Origin of the sequence: Nocardioides sp. (assembly GCF_964228225.1) — a bacterium.
Classification (GTDB): domain Bacteria; phylum Actinomycetota; class Actinomycetes; order Propionibacteriales; family Nocardioidaceae; genus Nocardioides.
Genome location: NZ_CAXQZB010000061.1, coordinates 1 through 15,631, shown reverse-complemented (window position 1 = coordinate 15,631; position 15,631 = coordinate 1). Strand labels below are relative to the sequence as shown.

The following is a 15,631-nucleotide window of genomic DNA, read 5'->3' as shown; positions in this document are numbered from 1 at the left end:
TGGGTACTCACGCGGCCTCCTTCGCGGGCAGACGGAACAGCGCCCGCACCAGCGGAGGTGCGGCGATGAAGAGCACGATCAGGGACTGGATGACCAGCACGATGTCCACCGGGATGCCCTCCGATGCCTGCATCGCGAAGCCACCCGCCTTGAAGGCGCCGAAGAGCAGGCCTGCGGCCAGGATCCCCCAGGGGCGTGAGCGACCGAGCAGCGCCACCGTGATGGCGTCGAAGCCGATCCCCGCGTCGAGGTCGACCGTCACGCCGCTGGTCACGGTGCCCAGCGCCTGGTTGGCCCCCGCGAGACCGACCAGGGCTCCGGCGATGAGCATCACCACCACGTAGGTGCGACCGACGTCGATGCCGGCGGCACGAGCGGCGTTCGGGTTCTCCCCGACGGCGCGGAACCGGTAGCCGAGCGCCGAGCGCTCCAGCAGCCACCACACCACGGCCACGGCGACCAGGGACAGCACGAAGCCGAGGTGGAGGTTGTACTGGTCGCCGGCGATCTTGGGCAGCTGGCCGTCGGCCGGGATCGGAAGCGACTTGGGGTTGAACGAGCCGGGCGCCTGCAGGAGCCCCTGGGTGGAGAGGGCGTAGAAGACGAGGTAGAAGCCGATGTAGTTCAACATGATCGTGACGATCACCTCGTGGGCGCCGGTGCGCGCCTTGAGCAGGCCGGCGATCCCCGCCCACAGCCCCCCGGCCGCCATCCCCGCCACCACCGAGGCGACCAGCAGCAGCGGACCGCCGAAGCCGGCGTTGATCGCCACGTACGCCGAGACGGCACCGCCGAGCAGCATCTGGCCGCGGCCGCCGATGTTGAACAGTCCGGCGCGGAAGGCCAGTCCGACGCCGAGTCCGGCGGCGATGAGGGGGCCGGCGAACTTCAGGGTCTCGAAGAGCGGACGGATGCCGGTCGCGACGTCGTCGGCGCGGGTGTTGTAGATCGAGCCGCGGAACAGGGCGGTGTAGGCACCCTCGATCGCCACCCGGGACTCGGCGAAGAAGTCGCCGGGGCGGGAGAAGAAGTAGCCCGCCGAGGCGCGGACGTCCTCGTCGGTGGCCATGATCATCAGCGAGCCCACGATCACCGCGAGCAGGACCGAGAGCACGGCGACCGTGGCGTTCCCGCTGGTGATGGAGCGCATCACCGTGTGCCACTGCGCGGCCCGGGGCGACGGTGCCACGTGTTCGTCCGGCTTCTCGGGGGTCTGGGTTCCGCTCATGCCGTCACCTCCGCGGGTCGCTCGCCGGTCATCATCAGTCCCAGAACCTCGCGCGGGGTGTCGGCAGGGACGATCCCCACGACCTGACCCCGGTAGAGCACCATGATGCGGTCGGCGAGTGCGACCACCTCGTCGAGCTCGGTGGAGACCACGACCACGGGGATCCCGCTGTCGCGCGCCGCCACGATCTGGGCGTGGATGAACTCGATGGATCCGACGTCCACGCCGCGCGTCGGCTGTGCGGCCACCAGCAGCCGCAGGTCGCGGGACAACTCGCGGGCGACCACGACCTTCTGCTGGTTCCCCCCCGACAGGTTGCCGGCGGGGGTGTCGATGCCGGGCGCGCGCACGTCGTACTCCACGAGCTTGTCCTGGGCGAAACGGCGCAACGCGGCGCGTGCGACCGATCCCCGCCGCACGAAGGGTCCGCCGTGGCTGCGGTCGAGCATCAGGTTCTCGGCGATGCTGAAGGAACCCACGAGCCCCTCGACCTGGCGATCCTCCGGGATGAAGCCCACGCCGGCGTCGAGGACCGCGCGGACGCTGCGTCCCACGAGTTCGGCGCCGGCGAGCCGGATCGAGCCCGTGACGTGGTGCTGCAGTCCGACGAGGGCCTCGGTGAGTTCGGTCTGGCCGTTCCCCTGCACACCGGCCACCGCGAGGATCTCTCCGCCCCGGACCTCGAAGTCGATGGCGTTGACGTGCACGAGGCCGCTGGCGTCGGTGACGGTGAGCCCTTGCACCTGCAGGCTGTGGTCCTGGTAGCGCGGTGCTTGTTTGTGCACGGTCAACTCGACGGGCCGGCCGACCATGAGCGCGGCGAGCTCGCTGTTGCTCGCGGCGGGGTCGGCCTCGCCGACGACCTTGCCGAGCCGGATGACGGTGATGCGGTCGGCGACGGCGCGCACCTCCCGCAGCTTGTGGGTGATGAAGACGATCGCGGTGCCGCTCTCACGCAGCTGTCGCATGATCGCCATGAGCTCGTCGGTCTCTTGTGGCGTCAGGACGGCTGTGGGTTCGTCGAAGACCAGGACCTTCGCCTCGCGCGAGAGGGCCTTGATGATCTCCACGCGCTGCTGCACCCCGACGGGAAGGTCCTCGACGACGGCGTCGGGGTCGAGGTGGAACCCGAAGCGCTCGGAGATCTCGCGGACGCGCGCTCGCGCGGCGTCGAGGTCGAGGGATCCGGCGACACCGGTCCGCTCGTCACCGAGCATCACGTTCTCCGCCACGGTGAAGACCGGGACGAGCATGAAGTGCTGGTGGACCATCCCGATACCGGCGGCGATGGCGTCTCCCGGGCCCGCGAAGTGCTGGACCTCGCCGTCGAGCAGGATCTCGCCCTCGTCGGCCTGGTAGAGGCCGAACAGGACGTTCATCAGCGTCGACTTGCCGGCGCCGTTCTCGCCGAGCAGACAGTGGATCTCACCGGGCTCGACGGTGAGGGAGATGTGGTCGTTGGCGACCAGGGTGCCGAAGCGCTTGGTGATGTCGCGCAGAGTGAGCTGCATTCCTGACCTTCGTGTGCACGGGGGTGAGGGTGGTGCGGGCGTCTCGCAGGTGAGGGAGGCCGACCCCCGGGGATCGGCCTCCCTCTCCGCGCTCGTGTCTGGTGCGTCACCACCGGCGGGTGACGTCCAGGGTCACTCGTCGAGGTAGGAGGTCACCGGGATCGAGCCGTCGACGATGCCGGCCGTGATGGTGTCGAGCTCGGCCTGCAGCTCGGGGTTCACCTTGGACTCGAAGTCGTGGAACGGGGCGATGCCGACACCGCCGTTCTCCAGGGTGCCGACGTACGGGGCCGGGTCGAAGGCGTCGTTGCCGGCCGCGAGCACGGCCTCGTAGGTCGAGACCTGCATGTTCTTCAGGATCGAGGTGAGCACGACGTCCTGGGTGTTGGGGTCGGTCTCGTAGAAGTCGGCGTCGACGCCGATGAGCGCCACGTCCTCGCCGGAGTCGGCGATCGCGGTGAGGGCGCCCTGGTAGATCGGGCCGCCGACCGGGAGGATCACGTCGACCCCCTGGTCGAGCAGCTGGGCCGCGGTGGTGGTCGCCGTCTGGTTGGCCTCGAAGCCTCCGGTGAAGGAGCCGTCCTCGCCGTCCCAGCCGATCACCTCGACCTCGGTGCCCTTCTCCGAGTTGTAGTACTCCACACCCTGCCGGAAGCCGTCCATGAACACGGTGACCGTGGGGAACGGCAGGCCGCCGTAGGTGCCGACCTTGCCCGTCGTGCTGTAGTCGGCCGCGGTGTAACCGGCGAGGAACGCCGCCTGGGCGGTGTTGTAGAGCAGCGGCTTGATGTTGGGCTGATCTGCCTGGCCGTCGAAGGTCTGACCGTCCTCGCCGCCGTCAGCGGCGTCGTCGATCAGGACGTACTCGATGTCGGGGTTGGCAGCGGCGGACTCCTTGGTGGCCGCGGCGAGGGCGAAGCCGACGGTGACGATGACGTCGCAGCCCTCGGAGACGAGGCTCTCCAGGTTCGGGCCGTAGTCGTTCTCGCTGTTGGACTCCACGGCGGTGAACTCGGCGCCGAGTTCGTCCGCTGCCTGCTCGACCCCCTGGTAGCTGAGCTGGTTGAACGACTTGTCGTCGAAACCGCCGGCGTCGGAGACGATGCAGGGCAGGAAGTCGGTGGTGGGAGCCGCGTCGGTGGAGGCGTCGGTGTCCTCGCTGCTGTCCGAGGTGCTGGTGTCCGTACCCGACTCGGACGGGGCCTCGCCGCAGGCGGCGAAGGTGGTGGTCACGGCGAGGGCGGCGATGCCGCCGACGAGTGCCTTGCGGATCTTCACGACAGAGTCCTCCATGCAGGAATCGAGGCCCGCTCCGTGGGGGGCCAGAGGGGCGACACGCTACCTGTCCACCGGTCCCCTGGGGAGCACGGGAGGTCACGAAGTTCGTAACGTTTACCGAGTCGGAACCTTCCGACGCGAGATGCTGCGGTCACCACCTCCATCGGGGGGAGGTGCCGCACCCGGTCCGCGCCGCGGAGCCGGCACACCGAAGCGATGGCGAGGTTCGACCGATGACGGATTCCCCTGGCTCCACGGCTGCGATCTGGAACGAGCTGCGGGAGACCGCCGAGCGCTCCCGACTGGCCGCCTACGCCCCGTACTCCGACTTCCTCGTCGGCGCGGCCGCCGAGGTGGACGACGGGCGCATCGTGGCGGGGTGCAACGTCGAGAACGCCGGGTACGGCGTCACCCTGTGTGCCGAGTGCGGCCTGGTCGGGCAGCTGCACCTCAGCGGTGGCGGCCGGCTGCGACGGTTCGTGTGCGTGGGGGCGCCGCGCGGCGAGGAGCCGCGGTTGGTGATGCCGTGCGGACGCTGCCGGCAGCTGCTGTGGGAGAACGGCGGTGCCGAACTGCGGCTGCTCACCCCGAGCGGGGAGCGTGGGATGCAGGAGGTGCTGCCCGATGCCTTCGGTCCCGACGACCTGGCGTGACCTGTCGGACCCGGCCCTGAGCGCCGATCCGTATCCGGCGCTGGCCGCGGACCGCGCCCGGGGGGCCGTGCTGCGGCACGAGCCGTCGGGGGCGTGGTGGGTGCTGGGGCATGCGGCGGTCACGACGGCACAGCGCGACCGTCGGCTCGGTCGGGTGTGGCGCGACCGCGAGCCGCGGGAGCTGCTCGAACCCTTCAACCTGCTGCACCGGCACCAGATGATGGAGAACGAGCCGCCGGAGCACACCCGGCTGCGGCGTCCGGTCGCCGGGGCGTTCGCCCGGGGTCACGTCGAGCGGCTGCGCCCTCGGGTGCGCGAGCTGGCCACGGGGCTGCTCGATGCGGTGGCCGGCGAGGACTTCGACCTCGTGCACGACTACGCCGAGCCGCTGCCGGTGCTGGTGATCGCCGAACTGCTCGGCGTGCCGAGCACCCACGCCGACGACCTGCGCCTCTGGTCGCAGGCGATCGTGCGGATGTACGAGCCCGGTTCCGGTGATCCCGACGGTCCCGTGGTCCGCGCGGCCGTCGCCGCCGCCACCGACTTCGCTGACCTGGTGGCCGACCTCGCCGACGAGCGGCGCCGTCGTCCTGCCGAGGACCTGATCACCGATCTGGTCGCCACGCAGCTGAGTCGCGAGGAGGTGGTCGCGGCGGTCGTGCTGCTCCTCAACGCCGGTCACGAGGCGAGCGTGAACGTGTTCGGCAACGGCGCGGTCGCGATGCTGCGCGCCGGCCTGCGGCCCGGTGACGACGTGCCGGCCTGCGTGGAGGAGATGCTGCGCTTCGACGCCGCGCTGCAGCTCTTCGAGCGCACCGCCCTGGCCGACCTCGAGATCGCGGGGGTGCCGGTGACCGAGGGCGAGCGCGTCGCCCTGCTGCTGGGCGCCGCCAACCGTGATCCCGCGGTGTTCGAGGAGCCCGACCGCTTCGACGTCGCCCGCGCCGTGAACCCGCATGTCGCCTTCGGTGTGGGCGTGCACTTCTGCCTCGGGGCCCCGCTGGCCCGCATGGAGCTCGCCGAGGCCGTCGGACTGCTCTGGCAGCGGTTCCCGGACCTCGCGCTCGCCGGCGAGCCGGTCTCGCGGGGCACCTTCGTGCTGCGCGGCCACTCCTCGGTGCCCGTCACGGCGCAGCCGTCCTGAGGCCAGCACGACGGGGCGGCACCCGGGGTGGGTGTCGCCTGTCGGTGCTGCTCGCGCGTGCCGGGGGTCGGTCAGTCGAGTGGGGCGGTGCCGGTGGGGCTCGGAGGTAGCGGCTGCCGGAGGGGAGGGTCCAGAGGTACGACCTGCCCTCGGGAGTGGGGGTCGGTTCGTAGGTCCAGCCGTGGTGGGTCTTGAGCCGGTGGTGGCGTCGGCAGAGCGTGGCGAGGTTCGCGGTCGAGGTCGGGCCGCCGCGGGAGGGGTGGGCGTGGTCGAAGGGGTGGATGTGGTCGAGGTCCGCCCCGCGCGCTGAGTGCGTGCAGTACGGGGCGACGCGTGCGAATGCACAGTCCCGCGCAGGTCGTCGGGCTGGGGGTCCCACCCGACTCGACCCGTACCCGACCTGCGACGGCAGGTCCCACGGCTCCCTCATCGCCAGCGCCTCTCGTCACCGGAGCGACCAGGAGCAGGCGGCACCGCCGACCATCGGCCGAAGGCGGGCGCCCGACACGCACCCGACCGGCGACGGCAGGTCCCCACGGGCCCCTCGTCGCCAGCGCCTCTCGTCACGGCGAGCGACCACGAGCAGGCGGCACCGCGTACCGCCGGCCTGCCGTGGGTCACCGCCTCTCCGTCGTCACCTGCGGAACGTGCAGACAGCGCCCTGGACCGCACGGCCGGCGCCTGCACGTTCCGCAGGTGACGACGGCCACCCAGCAGCAGCCGGCACCGTCCCCCACGGCCTCTCGTCGGGACGAGCAACCACGATCGGAGGGCAGCGCCGGGAGTGCGGCTCGACCGTCACCGTCGGCCGATCCCGGTCCCCGCGACGATAGGGTCGGGCGCATGAACGATGCGGTGCCCTCGAACGCCCACGACGCGGTGGAGGTCATCCTCGCCAAGCGCGACGGGGGAGTGCTGAGCGACAGCCAGATCGACTGGGTCATCGACGCCTACACCCGGGGTGCGGTGGCCGAGGAGCAGATGTCGGCGCTGGCGATGGCGATCCTGCTCAACGGCATGGAGCGCCGCGAGATCGCCCGGTGGACCGCGGCGATGATCGCCTCGGGGGAGCGGATGGACTTCTCCTCGCTGAGCCGGCCGACCGCCGACAAGCACTCCACCGGGGGCGTGGGCGACAAGATCACGCTGCCGCTCGCGCCGCTGGTCGCGGCGTGCGGGGTGGCGGTGCCGCAGCTGTCGGGGCGCGGGCTGGGCCACACCGGCGGCACCCTCGACAAGCTCGAGTCGATCCCCGGCTGGCGGGCCTCCCTCAGCAACGCCGAGATGCTCGCCCAGCTTGACGACGTCGGCGCCGTCATCTGCGCCGCCGGCGACGGCCTCGCCCCGGCGGACAAGAAGCTCTACGCGCTGCGCGACGTCACCGGCACCGTGGAGGCGATCCCGCTGATCGCGTCCTCGATCATGAGCAAGAAGATCGCCGAGGGCACCGGCGCGCTCGTGCTCGACGTGAAGGTCGGCACGGGGGCGTTCATGAAGGACCTCGACCGGGCCCGGGAGCTGGCGGCCACGATGGTCGACCTCGGCACCGACGCCGGCGTGCGCACCGTCGCCCTGCTCACCGACATGTCCACCCCGCTGGGCCTCACCGCGGGCAACGCGCTGGAGGTCGCGGAGTCGGTGGAGGTGTTGGCGGGCGGCGGCCCGGCCGACGTCGTCGAGCTGACCCTGGCCCTGGCCCGCGAGATGCTCCGTGCCGCCGGGGTGGACGACGTCGACCCCGCCGACCGCCTCGCCGACGGCACGGCGATGGATGCCTGGCGCCGCATGATCCGCGCCCAGGGCGGCGACCCCGAGGCGGCGCTGCCCGTCGCGCGCGAGCAGCACGTCGTGACCGCACCCGCCGACGGTGAGCTGGTGCGGCTGGACGCGATGGCCGTCGGTCTCGCCGCGTGGCGCCTCGGCGCCGGCCGGGCCCGCAAGGAGGACGCGGTGCAGGCGGGCGCCGGCGTGCAGTGGCACGTGCGCCCCGGTGACGCCGTCACCGCCGGAGCGCCGCTGCTGACCCTCCACACCGACGAGCCCGCCCGGTTCGAGCGGGCCCTGGCCGCGCTCGAGGGCGGGTGGGAGATCGGCGCGGTCGGCACGACGCCGACCGCACCCCTGCTGATCGACCGGATCGCGGCCGACTGACCCTCAGCCCTCGAGGAGCAGGACGACCGACTCGGCCACGCAGGCCGGCTTCGCCACGCCCTCGATCTCGATGATGTGGCTCAGCGTCACCTGCTTGCCGGTGGGCAGGTCGTCGCAGGCGGTGAGGGTGACGGTGACGCGGATGCGCTTGCCGACGTGCACCGGGTGCGGGAAGCGGGCCTTGTTCAGCCCGTAGTTCAGCTTCGCGCCCGGGGTGTCGAAGCTGAACACCGAGGAACCGAGGAACGGGATCAGCGACAGCGTGAGGTAGCCGTGCGCGATGGTGCCGCCGAAGGGGCCGGCGGCCGAGCGCTCGACGTCGACGTGGATCCACTGGTGGTCACCGGTGGCGTCGGCGAAGGTGTCCACCCGCGCCTGGTCGATCTCGAGCCACTCGCTGGTGCCGAGCTCGGTGCCGACCGCGGCGGCGACGTCGTCGAGGCTGGTGAAGGTGCGCATCGGTGGATCCTCCTGGGGGCATGCCGGTTCGTGGTCATCGGGCACCGCCGGGGTGCTTGGATGAGTCGCATGGAACCTACACGCGAGACCGTCGCCGCCGCCCCGAAGGTCCTGCTGCACGACCACCTCGACGGCGGGGTGCGACCGCAGACGGTCCTCGAGCTCGCCGAGGAGGTCGGCCACACGCTCCCGGCCGGCTGCGACGACGCCACGACCCTCGGCGCCTGGTTCCGCGACGCGGCCGACTCCGGCTCGCTGGAGCGCTACCTGGAGACCTTCGCGCACACGGTGGGCGTGATGCAGACCCGTGAGGCGATCGAGCGGGTGGCCCGCGAGTGCGCGCTCGACCTCGCCGCCGACGGCGTGGTGTACGCGGAGGTGCGCTACGCCCCCGAGCTGCACGTCGAGCGGGGCCTGGGCCTCGACGACGTCGTGGCGGCCGTGGCGGCCGGTTTCGCCGACGGCATGGCCGAGGCGGCCGCGCAGGGACGGCCGATCCGGGTGCGGCAGCTGCTCACCGCGATGCGCCACCAGGCGCGCTCGCGCGAGATCGCCGAGCTCGCGATCGCCTGGCGCGACCGCGAGGTGGCCGGCTTCGACATCGCGGGCGCGGAGGCCGGATACCCCCCCACCCGCCACCTCGACGCCTTCGAGTACCTCCAGCGCGAGAACGCTCACTTCACCATCCACGCCGGGGAGGGCTTCGGCCTGCCCTCGATCTGGGAGGCGATCCAGTGGTGCGGCGCCGACCGGCTCGGTCACGGGGTGCGCATCGTCGACGACATCACGGTGCACGACGACGGCGAGGTGATCCTGGGCCGGCTCGCGCAGTACGTGCGCGACAGCCGGATCCCCTTGGAGATGTGCCCGACGTCGAACCTGCAGACCGGGGCGGCGGCGTCGCTGGCCGAGCACCCGATCGGACTGCTCACCCGGCTGCGGTTCCGCGTCACGGTCAACACCGACAACCGGCTGATGAGCGGCACCTCGATGACGCACGAGATGCAGCAGCTGGTCGAGACCTTCGGCTACGGGGTGGCGGACCTGCGCTGGTTCACGATCAACGCGATGAAGTCGGCGTTCCTGCCCTTCGACGAGCGCCTGGCCCTCATCGAGGAGGTCATCAAGCCGGGCTACGCCGCGCTCTCGGCGCCCTGAGCCGCGAGCAGCTGCGCGATCCGGGCGCGCGCCTGCTCGTTGTCGACGGCATGACAGCCCTGCGCCACGGCGTGGGCGACCACGCGGCGCTGGGCGCGCATGAGGGCCAACCCACGGCGCACCAGCACCACGGGCGGCTTGCGCCGCTCGCGCAGGTCGCGGGTGAGGCGGCGCCAGAACGTCACGACGGGCGCCTGGCGCAGGCACAGCGCGTCGGCGAGCAGGCCCTCGGCGCGCAGCAGCGGCACGATCTCGGCGGCGAAGATGCCCTCGGCGACGAACAGTGCGGCGCCGTCGAGGTCGAACTCGCGCAGCCCGGTGCGGCCGTCGTGGGCGATGTCGTAGACCGGCACCTGCGCCCGGCCGCGCCGGCACAGCGCCCGCACCGCCTCGACCGCCTCGTCCTGCCACCACGACGCGGGGTCGTCCCAGTCGATGATCCCGGCGTTGGGGCCCGAGGCGATCCGCGGCATCCCGGGGTCGCCCGCGGACTTGTAGAAGTCGTCCAGGCGCAGCACCGCCAGTCCGGTGCGCTCGGCGAGCCGCGACTTGCCCGAGCCCGACGGACCGGCCAGCACGACCACCCGGGCGCCGCCCTCACGGGGCCCGGCCTCCTGCGCCACGCTCAGACCCCGCGGGGGTGCCAGACGGTCTTGGTCTCCAGGAACGCCGTCATGGCCGCCAGGCCGGGGTCGGCGGTCCAGTCCGGCTCGGCGGCCGGCGCGCGGCGCACCCGGGCGAGGTTCTCGGCCGCGGCGGCCTCCAGGTCGCGCGCGAGGTCGGCGCCGCCCTCCAGTCCGGCGCACCCGGCGAGATCGACGGCGTCGACGTCGCGGTGGGCGGCCAGCCAGGGCCCCAGCGTGGTGGTGTCGCCGGTGAGGATGTTCACCACCCCGCCGGGCACGTCGGAGGTGGCGAGCACCTCGGCCAGCTCGACGGCGGGCACGGGGCGGGCGTAGGAGGAGACCACGACCGCGGTGTTGCCCGACACGATCACCGGGGCCAGGGTCGAGACCAGGCCGAGCAGCGAGGAGGCCTGCGGTGCCAGGACCGCCACGACGCCGGTGGGCTCGGGGGTGGAGACGTTGAGGAAGGGCCCCGCCACGGGGTTGGCGTTGCCGAGCACCTGGGCCAGCTTGTCGGCCCAGCCGGCGTACCAGACCAGGCGGTCGACGCTGGCGTCGACGACCGCCTGCGCCGCGGCGTCGTCGAGACCCTCGGCGGCGACGACGGCGGCCACGAACTGCGCGCGCCGCGCCTCGAGCACCTCCGCGATCCGATACACCACCTGGCCGCGGTTGTAGGCGGTGCGGGTCGACCAGCCGCCGAAGGCCGCGCGGGCGGCGGTGACGGCGTCGCGGGCGTCCTTGCGGGAGGCGAGGGCGGCGTTGGCCACGAAGGTCCCCTCAGCGTCGGTGACGGCGTAGGTGTGTCCGGACTCGGAGCGCGGGAACGCGCCGCCGACGTAGAGCTTGTAGGTCTTGCGGACGTCGAGTCGCATCACGCACCGCCTCGCAGGTAGGCCGCCAGTCCGTGCCGGCCGCCCTCGCGGCCGTAGCCGGACTCCTGGTAGCCGCCGAAGGGACTGGTGGGATCGAACTGGTTGAAGGTGTTGGCCCAGACCACGCCGGCGCGCAGCTTGCCGGCGAGGTCGAGGATCCGCGAGCCCTTCTCGGTCCAGATGCCCGCGGAGAGGCCGTAGCGGGTGTTGTTGGCCTTCTCGACCGCCTCGGCCGGGGTGCGGAAGGTCTGCACCGAGAGCACGGGCCCGAAGATCTCCTCCCGCGCGATCCGGTGGCTGGCCGTGACGCCGGTGAACAGCGTGGGCGCGAACCAGAAGCCGCGCTCGGGCAGCTCGCACGGCGTGGACCAGCGGCTGGCCCCCTCGGCCTCCCCGCTCTCGGCGAGCTCGGTGATCCGGGCCAGCTGGGCGGCGGAGTTGATGGCGCCCACGTCGGTGTTCTTGTCCAGCGGGTCGCCCACGCGCAGGGTGGCCATCCGGCGCTGCAGCCGGTGCAGGAACTCCTCGGCGAAGGACTCCTGCAGCAGCAGCCGCGAGCCGGCGCAGCAGACGTGGCCCTGGTTGAAGAAGATCCCGTTCACCACGCCCTCGACGGCCTGGTCGATCGGCGCGTCGTCGAAGACGATGTTGGCCGCCTTGCCGCCCAGCTCGAGGGTGACCCGCTTGTCGGTGCCGGCGACGGCCCGCGCGATCTGCCGCCCGACCTCGGTGGAGCCGGTGAAGGCGACCTTGTCGACGCCGGGGTGGGCCACGAGCGCCGCACCGACCTGGCCGGCGCCGGTGAGGATGTTGACCACCCCGGGCGGCAGCTCGGCCTGCTGGCAGACCTCGGCGAACAGCAGGGCGGTGAGCGGCGTGGTCTCGGCGGGCTTGAGCACCACCGTGTTGCCGCAGGCCAGCGCCGGCGCGACCTTCCAGGCCAGCATCAGCAGCGGGAAGTTCCACGGGATCACCTGGCCGGCGACGCCGAGCGGGGTGGTGCCGTAGCCGGCGTGCTCGAGCTTGTCGGCCCACCCGGCGTAGTAGAAGAAGTGCGCGGCGACGGTCGGGACGTCGACGTCGCGCGACTCCTTGATCGGCTTGCCGTTGTCGAGGGTCTCGAGCACCGCGAACTCGCGCGCACGCTCCTGCAGCAGCCGGGCGATGCGGAAGAGGTACTTGGCGCGCTCGCGGCCGGGCATCGGACCCCAGACCTGCTCCTGCGCGCGCCGGGCGGCGGCGACCGCGCGATCGACGTCGGCCGCCGAGGCGGCGGCGACGTGGGCCAGCACCTCCTCGGTGGCGGGGTTGATCGTGGCGAACGCCTCGCCGCCACCGGGGCCGAAGGCGCCGTCGACGAAGAGCCCGTACTCCTCCTGCAGCGAGACGATGCCGGTGGATTCGGGGGCGGGGGCGTACTCGAACGGCGAGCCGGGCATGCGGTGTGGGTGTCCTTCGGGTCCGGGGGTCAGTCGAGCGTGACGTCGTCGGCGCCGGCGTAGCGGCCGGTGGTGAGCTTCTGCCGCTGGCGCAGCAGGTCGTTGAGCAGGGTCGAGGCGCCGAACCGGAACAGGTCGGGGTCGAGCCAGTCGGGGCCCGCGACCTCCTGCACCGTGACGAGGTACTTCAGCGCGTCCTTGGCGGTGCGGATGCCGCCCGCGGGCTTGACCCCGACCGTGCGCCCGGTGGCCTCGCGCCAGTCCCGCACCGCCTCGAGCATGATCAGCGTGACCGGCAGGGTCGCCGCCGGCTGCACCTTGCCGGTGGAGGTCTTGATGACGTCGGCGCCGGCGAGCATCGCCAGCCAGCTCGCGCGGCGGACGTTGTCGTAGGTCTGCAGCTCGCCGGTCTCGAGGATGACCTTGAGGTGGGCGGCACCGCAGGCCTGCTTGGTGGCCACGACGTCGTCGAAGACCTGCAGGTAGCGGCCGGCGAGGAACGCGCCGCGGTCGATCACCATGTCGATCTCGTCGGCGCCGGCCGCGACGGCGTCGCGGGTGTCGAGCAGGCGCACCTCGCGGCTGGCCCGGCCGCTGGGGAACGCGGTGGCCACCGAGGCGACCTTCACCCCGCTGGAGCCGAGGGCCTGCTTGGCGGTGGCCACGAGGTCGGGGTAGACGCAGACGGCGGCGACGGCCGGGCAGGTCGGGTCGAGCGGGTCGGGACGCTGGGCCTTCGCCGCCAGGGCGCGCACCTTGCCGGGGGTGTCCTGGCCCTCCAGGGTGGTGAGGTCGACCATGCGGATCGCGAGGTCGAGGGCGTGCGCCTTGGCGCCGGCCTTGATCGAGCGGGTGCCGAGCGCCGCGGCCCGGGCGTCGGCGCCGACGCGGTCCACCCCCGGGAGGCCGTGCAGGAACCGGCGCAGCGAGGCGTCGCTGGCGGTCGCCTCGGCGACGTCGGGGGTCGTGGTGAGGACCAGGTCGGACCGGGGGGTGGGCATTGCCTCAGCATAGGCTTGCCTGCATGGCCCCCGACAACCCAGCGGACGTCCCCGGGGTGCCCACCCTGACCCTGCGTTCCACCGGCGGGGTCGTGCTCGGCACCCTCGGTGCGATCGGCGGCGCGATCGGTGCGGTGAGCTCCCTGGTGGCCGGCGACGCCCCGTCCTGGGCCGGCGCCTGGGGCCTGCTGCTGCTCGCCGTCGTGAGCCTGGCGGTGCTGGTGCGACCCCGGCTGGTGGCCGGCCCGGACCGGCTCACCCTGGTTGGCACCGTGCGCACGGTCACCCTGCCCTGGGAGGCGGTGGAGAGCGTGGTCGTGCGGCAGGTGGTCGTGGTGCGCGCGGGGGATCGGCGCTACACCAGCCCCGCCGTCTCCCGCAGCCGCCGGCAGCTGCACCGCGACGACCGTGCGGCACGGTCGGGCGGCTCCGGGGCGGCCCCCGCCGACGACCTCACGCGGCTCGGCACGGCCGAGCTCACCGAGCACACCCTGGCCGCCCGGGCCCGCGACGCGCGCGACCGGGCCGGCCTGCGGCGGGGCGACGACGTCGTCGGGGCCGGGTTCGCGCCGGTGCGCACGACGCTGGACCCGGCCTGGGTGGCCGCGCTCGCCGTGCCCGCCGTGGGGTTCGTGCTCGCGCTCCTGGTCTGAGCGCCGACGGCCTTCGGGATCAGAGACCCAGCACCTCGCGCACGTCGGCGGCGAGCGCGGCCAGGGTGGCCGTCGCGCTCGTGCGGGCCTCGGTGAGACCGTGCTCGCCGGGTGCGACCGGCTGGACCGCCTCGAGGTAGCACTTCAGCTTGGGCTCGGTCCCGCTGGGGCGCACGATCACCCGGGCGCCGCCGGCGAGGTGGTAGCGCAGCCCGTCGGTGGGCGGGAGCCCGCCCACGCCGTCGCGCAGATCCTCGGCGCGCTCGACGGCGAGACCGCCCAGCGCCGCCGGCGGTGCGGCGCGCAGCCGCTCCATGGCGGCGCCGATCAGCCCGAGGTCGCTCACGCGCACCGAGACCTGGTCGGTGGCGTGCACGCCGTGGGTGCGGGCGAGGTCGTCGAGCAGGTCCAGCAGCGTGCGGCCCTGCGCCTTGAGCGCCGCGGCCAGCTCGCAGACCAGCAGCACGGCCGAGACGCCGTCCTTGTCGCGCACGTGCTCGGGGTCGACGCAGTAGCCCAGCGCCTCCTCGTAGCCGAACGCCAGACCCTCGAGCCGCCCGATCCACTTGAAGCCGGTGAGGGTCTCGACGTGCGGCTGGCCGGCGGCGCGGGCGATCGCCCCCAGCTGGGAGGAGGAGACGATCGAGGTGGCCAGGATCCCGCGACGCCCCGTGGCGAGCAGGTGGTGGGCCAGCAGCACCCCGACCTCGTCACCGCGCAGCATCCGCCAGCCCGCGTCCGGCACCGGGACGGCGACGGCGCAGCGGTCGGCGTCGGGGTCGTTGGCCACCGCGAGGTCGGCGTCGTGGGCGGCCGCGAGAGCGAGCGCGAGGTCCATCGCCCCCGGCTCCTCGGGGTTCGGGAAGGCGACCGTCGGGAAGTCGGGATCGGGCTCGTCCTGCTCGGGCACGGTGATCGGCGGCTCGAAGCCGGCGGTCTCGAGCACGGCGTGCACGCTGGTGGAGCCCACGCCGTGCATCGCGGTGTAGACGACGGTCAGGTCGCGCGCACCGTCGCCCACCAGACCGGCCACGGTGTCGAGGTAGCGGTCCACGAGGTCCTCCCCGACCGGCTCGCCGGCGTCGCCGCGCGGCACCTCGCGCAGGTCGCCGACCGCGGCGATGCGCGCCGCGATGTCGGCGTCGGCCGGCGGCACGATCTGGCTGCCGTCACCGAGGTAGACCTTGTAGCCGTTGTCCTGCGGCGGGTTGTGGCTCGCCGTCACCATCACCCCTGCGCTGGCCCCCAGCTCGCGCACGGCGTAGGCCAGCACGGGCGTCGGCAGCGGCCGCGGCAGCACGAGCGCGCGCAGGCCCGCGCCCGTCACGATCTCGGCGGTGTCGCGGGCGAAGTCGGCGGAGCGGTGGCGGGCGTCGTAGCCGATCACCACCGGCCCCGGGGCGTGGGTGCCGGCGTGGTCGAGCAGGTAGCGGGCCAGTCCGGCCGCCGCGCGCC

General features: G+C 73.1%; 15 protein-coding genes. 5 read left to right on the top strand and 10 right to left on the bottom strand.

Features of this window, described 5'->3' with window-relative positions:
- Positions 1-7 precede the first annotated feature (7 nt).
- From ACERUJ_RS15505 to ACERUJ_RS15495, 3 genes are all read right to left on the bottom strand, one after another.
- A complete protein-coding gene (locus ACERUJ_RS15505; RefSeq protein ID WP_370249669.1) occupies positions 8-1,228 on the bottom strand; it encodes an ABC transporter permease in 1,221 nt (406 codons plus the stop codon).
- Positions 1,225-2,739: an ABC transporter ATP-binding protein gene (locus ACERUJ_RS15500; RefSeq protein WP_370249668.1), complete on the bottom strand. Its 1,515-nt coding sequence runs from the start codon at positions 2,737-2,739 to the stop codon at positions 1,225-1,227. The genes ACERUJ_RS15505 and ACERUJ_RS15500 overlap by 4 nt, the downstream gene beginning before the upstream one ends.
- A 132-nt stretch (positions 2,740-2,871) precedes the next feature.
- Positions 2,872-4,032, bottom strand: a complete 1,161-nt coding sequence (locus ACERUJ_RS15495) for a BMP family protein (RefSeq protein ID WP_370249667.1) — start codon at positions 4,030-4,032, stop codon at positions 2,872-2,874.
- A 218-nt stretch (positions 4,033-4,250) separates the two neighbouring features.
- Here ACERUJ_RS15495 and ACERUJ_RS15490 point away from each other — a divergent pair, with 218 nt between their 5' ends.
- Together ACERUJ_RS15490 and ACERUJ_RS15485 are read left to right on the top strand one after the other, a co-directional pair.
- The gene (locus tag ACERUJ_RS15490) at positions 4,251-4,670 is read left to right on the top strand and encodes a cytidine deaminase (RefSeq protein ID WP_370249666.1); all 420 of its coding nucleotides are present in this window, start codon (positions 4,251-4,253) and stop codon (positions 4,668-4,670) included.
- Positions 4,642-5,814 carry a cytochrome P450 gene (locus tag ACERUJ_RS15485; protein WP_370249664.1) on the top strand — a complete coding sequence of 391 codons (1,173 nt, stop codon included), beginning with the start codon at positions 4,642-4,644 and terminating at the stop codon, positions 5,812-5,814. The genes ACERUJ_RS15490 and ACERUJ_RS15485 overlap by 29 nt, the downstream gene beginning before the upstream one ends.
- Here ACERUJ_RS15485 and ACERUJ_RS15480 read toward each other — a convergent pair.
- Complete coding sequence (locus tag ACERUJ_RS15480) at positions 5,795-6,244, bottom strand: HNH endonuclease (RefSeq protein WP_370249663.1); 450 nt, start codon at positions 6,242-6,244, stop codon at positions 5,795-5,797. The genes ACERUJ_RS15485 and ACERUJ_RS15480 overlap by 20 nt on opposite strands.
- Before the next feature lie 413 nt (positions 6,245-6,657).
- Between ACERUJ_RS15480 and ACERUJ_RS15475 the strand changes: the two genes are divergently transcribed.
- Positions 6,658-7,965, top strand: coding sequence for a thymidine phosphorylase (locus tag ACERUJ_RS15475; RefSeq protein ID WP_370249661.1), 1,308 nt, complete (start codon positions 6,658-6,660; stop codon positions 7,963-7,965).
- Between the two features lie 3 nt (positions 7,966-7,968).
- Here ACERUJ_RS15475 and ACERUJ_RS15470 read toward each other — a convergent pair whose 3' ends face one another.
- Positions 7,969-8,424 (bottom strand): MaoC family dehydratase, encoded by a 456-nt coding sequence (locus ACERUJ_RS15470; protein ID WP_370249660.1) that lies wholly within the window; start codon positions 8,422-8,424, stop codon positions 7,969-7,971.
- Positions 8,425-8,493: 69 nt separating this feature from the next.
- Between ACERUJ_RS15470 and ACERUJ_RS15465 the strand changes: the two genes are divergently transcribed.
- Positions 8,494-9,582 (top strand): adenosine deaminase, encoded by a 1,089-nt coding sequence (locus tag ACERUJ_RS15465; RefSeq protein WP_370249658.1) that lies wholly within the window; start codon positions 8,494-8,496, stop codon positions 9,580-9,582.
- On the opposite strand, the gene ACERUJ_RS15460 is transcribed toward ACERUJ_RS15465, so the two are convergent.
- From ACERUJ_RS15460 to deoC, 4 genes are read right to left on the bottom strand one after another with little or no spacing between them, the layout of a single operon-like run.
- Positions 9,558-10,205 carry a uridine kinase gene (locus tag ACERUJ_RS15460; protein WP_370249657.1) on the bottom strand — a complete coding sequence of 216 codons (648 nt, stop codon included), beginning with the start codon at positions 10,203-10,205 and terminating at the stop codon, positions 9,558-9,560. The two genes, ACERUJ_RS15465 and ACERUJ_RS15460, sit on opposite strands and share 25 nt — an antisense overlap.
- A gap of 2 nt (positions 10,206-10,207) precedes the next feature.
- Positions 10,208-11,083: an aldehyde dehydrogenase family protein gene (locus ACERUJ_RS15455; RefSeq protein ID WP_370249655.1), complete on the bottom strand. Its 876-nt coding sequence runs from the start codon at positions 11,081-11,083 to the stop codon at positions 10,208-10,210.
- Positions 11,083-12,522 carry an aldehyde dehydrogenase family protein gene (locus tag ACERUJ_RS15450; RefSeq protein WP_370249653.1) on the bottom strand — a complete coding sequence of 480 codons (1,440 nt, stop codon included), beginning with the start codon at positions 12,520-12,522 and terminating at the stop codon, positions 11,083-11,085. Before ACERUJ_RS15450 ends, ACERUJ_RS15455 begins: the two co-directional genes overlap by 1 nt.
- Before the next feature lie 29 nt (positions 12,523-12,551).
- Complete coding sequence (gene deoC, locus ACERUJ_RS15445) at positions 12,552-13,523, bottom strand: deoxyribose-phosphate aldolase (protein ID WP_370249651.1); 972 nt, start codon at positions 13,521-13,523, stop codon at positions 12,552-12,554.
- A gap of 23 nt (positions 13,524-13,546) precedes the next feature.
- Between deoC and ACERUJ_RS15440 the strand changes: the two genes are divergently transcribed.
- Complete coding sequence (locus ACERUJ_RS15440; protein WP_370249649.1) at positions 13,547-14,176, top strand: PH domain-containing protein; 630 nt, start codon at positions 13,547-13,549, stop codon at positions 14,174-14,176.
- Between the two features lie 19 nt (positions 14,177-14,195).
- Here ACERUJ_RS15440 and ACERUJ_RS15435 read toward each other — a convergent pair.
- Positions 14,196-15,631: phospho-sugar mutase (locus tag ACERUJ_RS15435; RefSeq protein ID WP_370249647.1), on the bottom strand; the 1,436-nt coding region annotated here is incomplete at its 5' end.

What these genes read in the sequence shown, in the direction of transcription:
- ACERUJ_RS15505 (WP_370249669.1), bottom strand. Translation starts at nt 1,228, where the DNA reads ATGAGCGGAACCCAGACCCCCGAGAAGCCGGACGAACACGTGGCACCG.
- ACERUJ_RS15500 (WP_370249668.1), bottom strand. Translation starts at nt 2,739, where the DNA reads ATGCAGCTCACTCTGCGCGACATCACCAAGCGCTTCGGCACCCTGGTC.
- ACERUJ_RS15495 (WP_370249667.1), bottom strand. Translation starts at nt 4,032, where the DNA reads ATGGAGGACTCTGTCGTGAAGATCCGCAAGGCACTCGTCGGCGGCATC.
- ACERUJ_RS15490 (WP_370249666.1), top strand. Translation starts at nt 4,251, where the DNA reads ATGACGGATTCCCCTGGCTCCACGGCTGCGATCTGGAACGAGCTGCGG.
- ACERUJ_RS15485 (WP_370249664.1), top strand. Translation starts at nt 4,642, where the DNA reads ATGCCTTCGGTCCCGACGACCTGGCGTGACCTGTCGGACCCGGCCCTG.
- ACERUJ_RS15480 (WP_370249663.1), bottom strand. Translation starts at nt 6,244, where the DNA reads ATGAGGGAGCCGTGGGACCTGCCGTCGCAGGTCGGGTACGGGTCGAGT.
- ACERUJ_RS15475 (WP_370249661.1), top strand. Translation starts at nt 6,658, where the DNA reads ATGAACGATGCGGTGCCCTCGAACGCCCACGACGCGGTGGAGGTCATC.
- ACERUJ_RS15470 (WP_370249660.1), bottom strand. Translation starts at nt 8,424, where the DNA reads ATGCGCACCTTCACCAGCCTCGACGACGTCGCCGCCGCGGTCGGCACC.
- ACERUJ_RS15465 (WP_370249658.1), top strand. Translation starts at nt 8,494, where the DNA reads ATGGAACCTACACGCGAGACCGTCGCCGCCGCCCCGAAGGTCCTGCTG.
- ACERUJ_RS15455 (WP_370249655.1), bottom strand. Translation starts at nt 11,083, where the DNA reads ATGCGACTCGACGTCCGCAAGACCTACAAGCTCTACGTCGGCGGCGCG.
- ACERUJ_RS15450 (WP_370249653.1), bottom strand. Translation starts at nt 12,522, where the DNA reads ATGCCCGGCTCGCCGTTCGAGTACGCCCCCGCCCCCGAATCCACCGGC.
- deoC (WP_370249651.1), bottom strand. Translation starts at nt 13,523, where the DNA reads ATGCCCACCCCCCGGTCCGACCTGGTCCTCACCACGACCCCCGACGTC.
- ACERUJ_RS15440 (WP_370249649.1), top strand. Translation starts at nt 13,547, where the DNA reads ATGGCCCCCGACAACCCAGCGGACGTCCCCGGGGTGCCCACCCTGACC.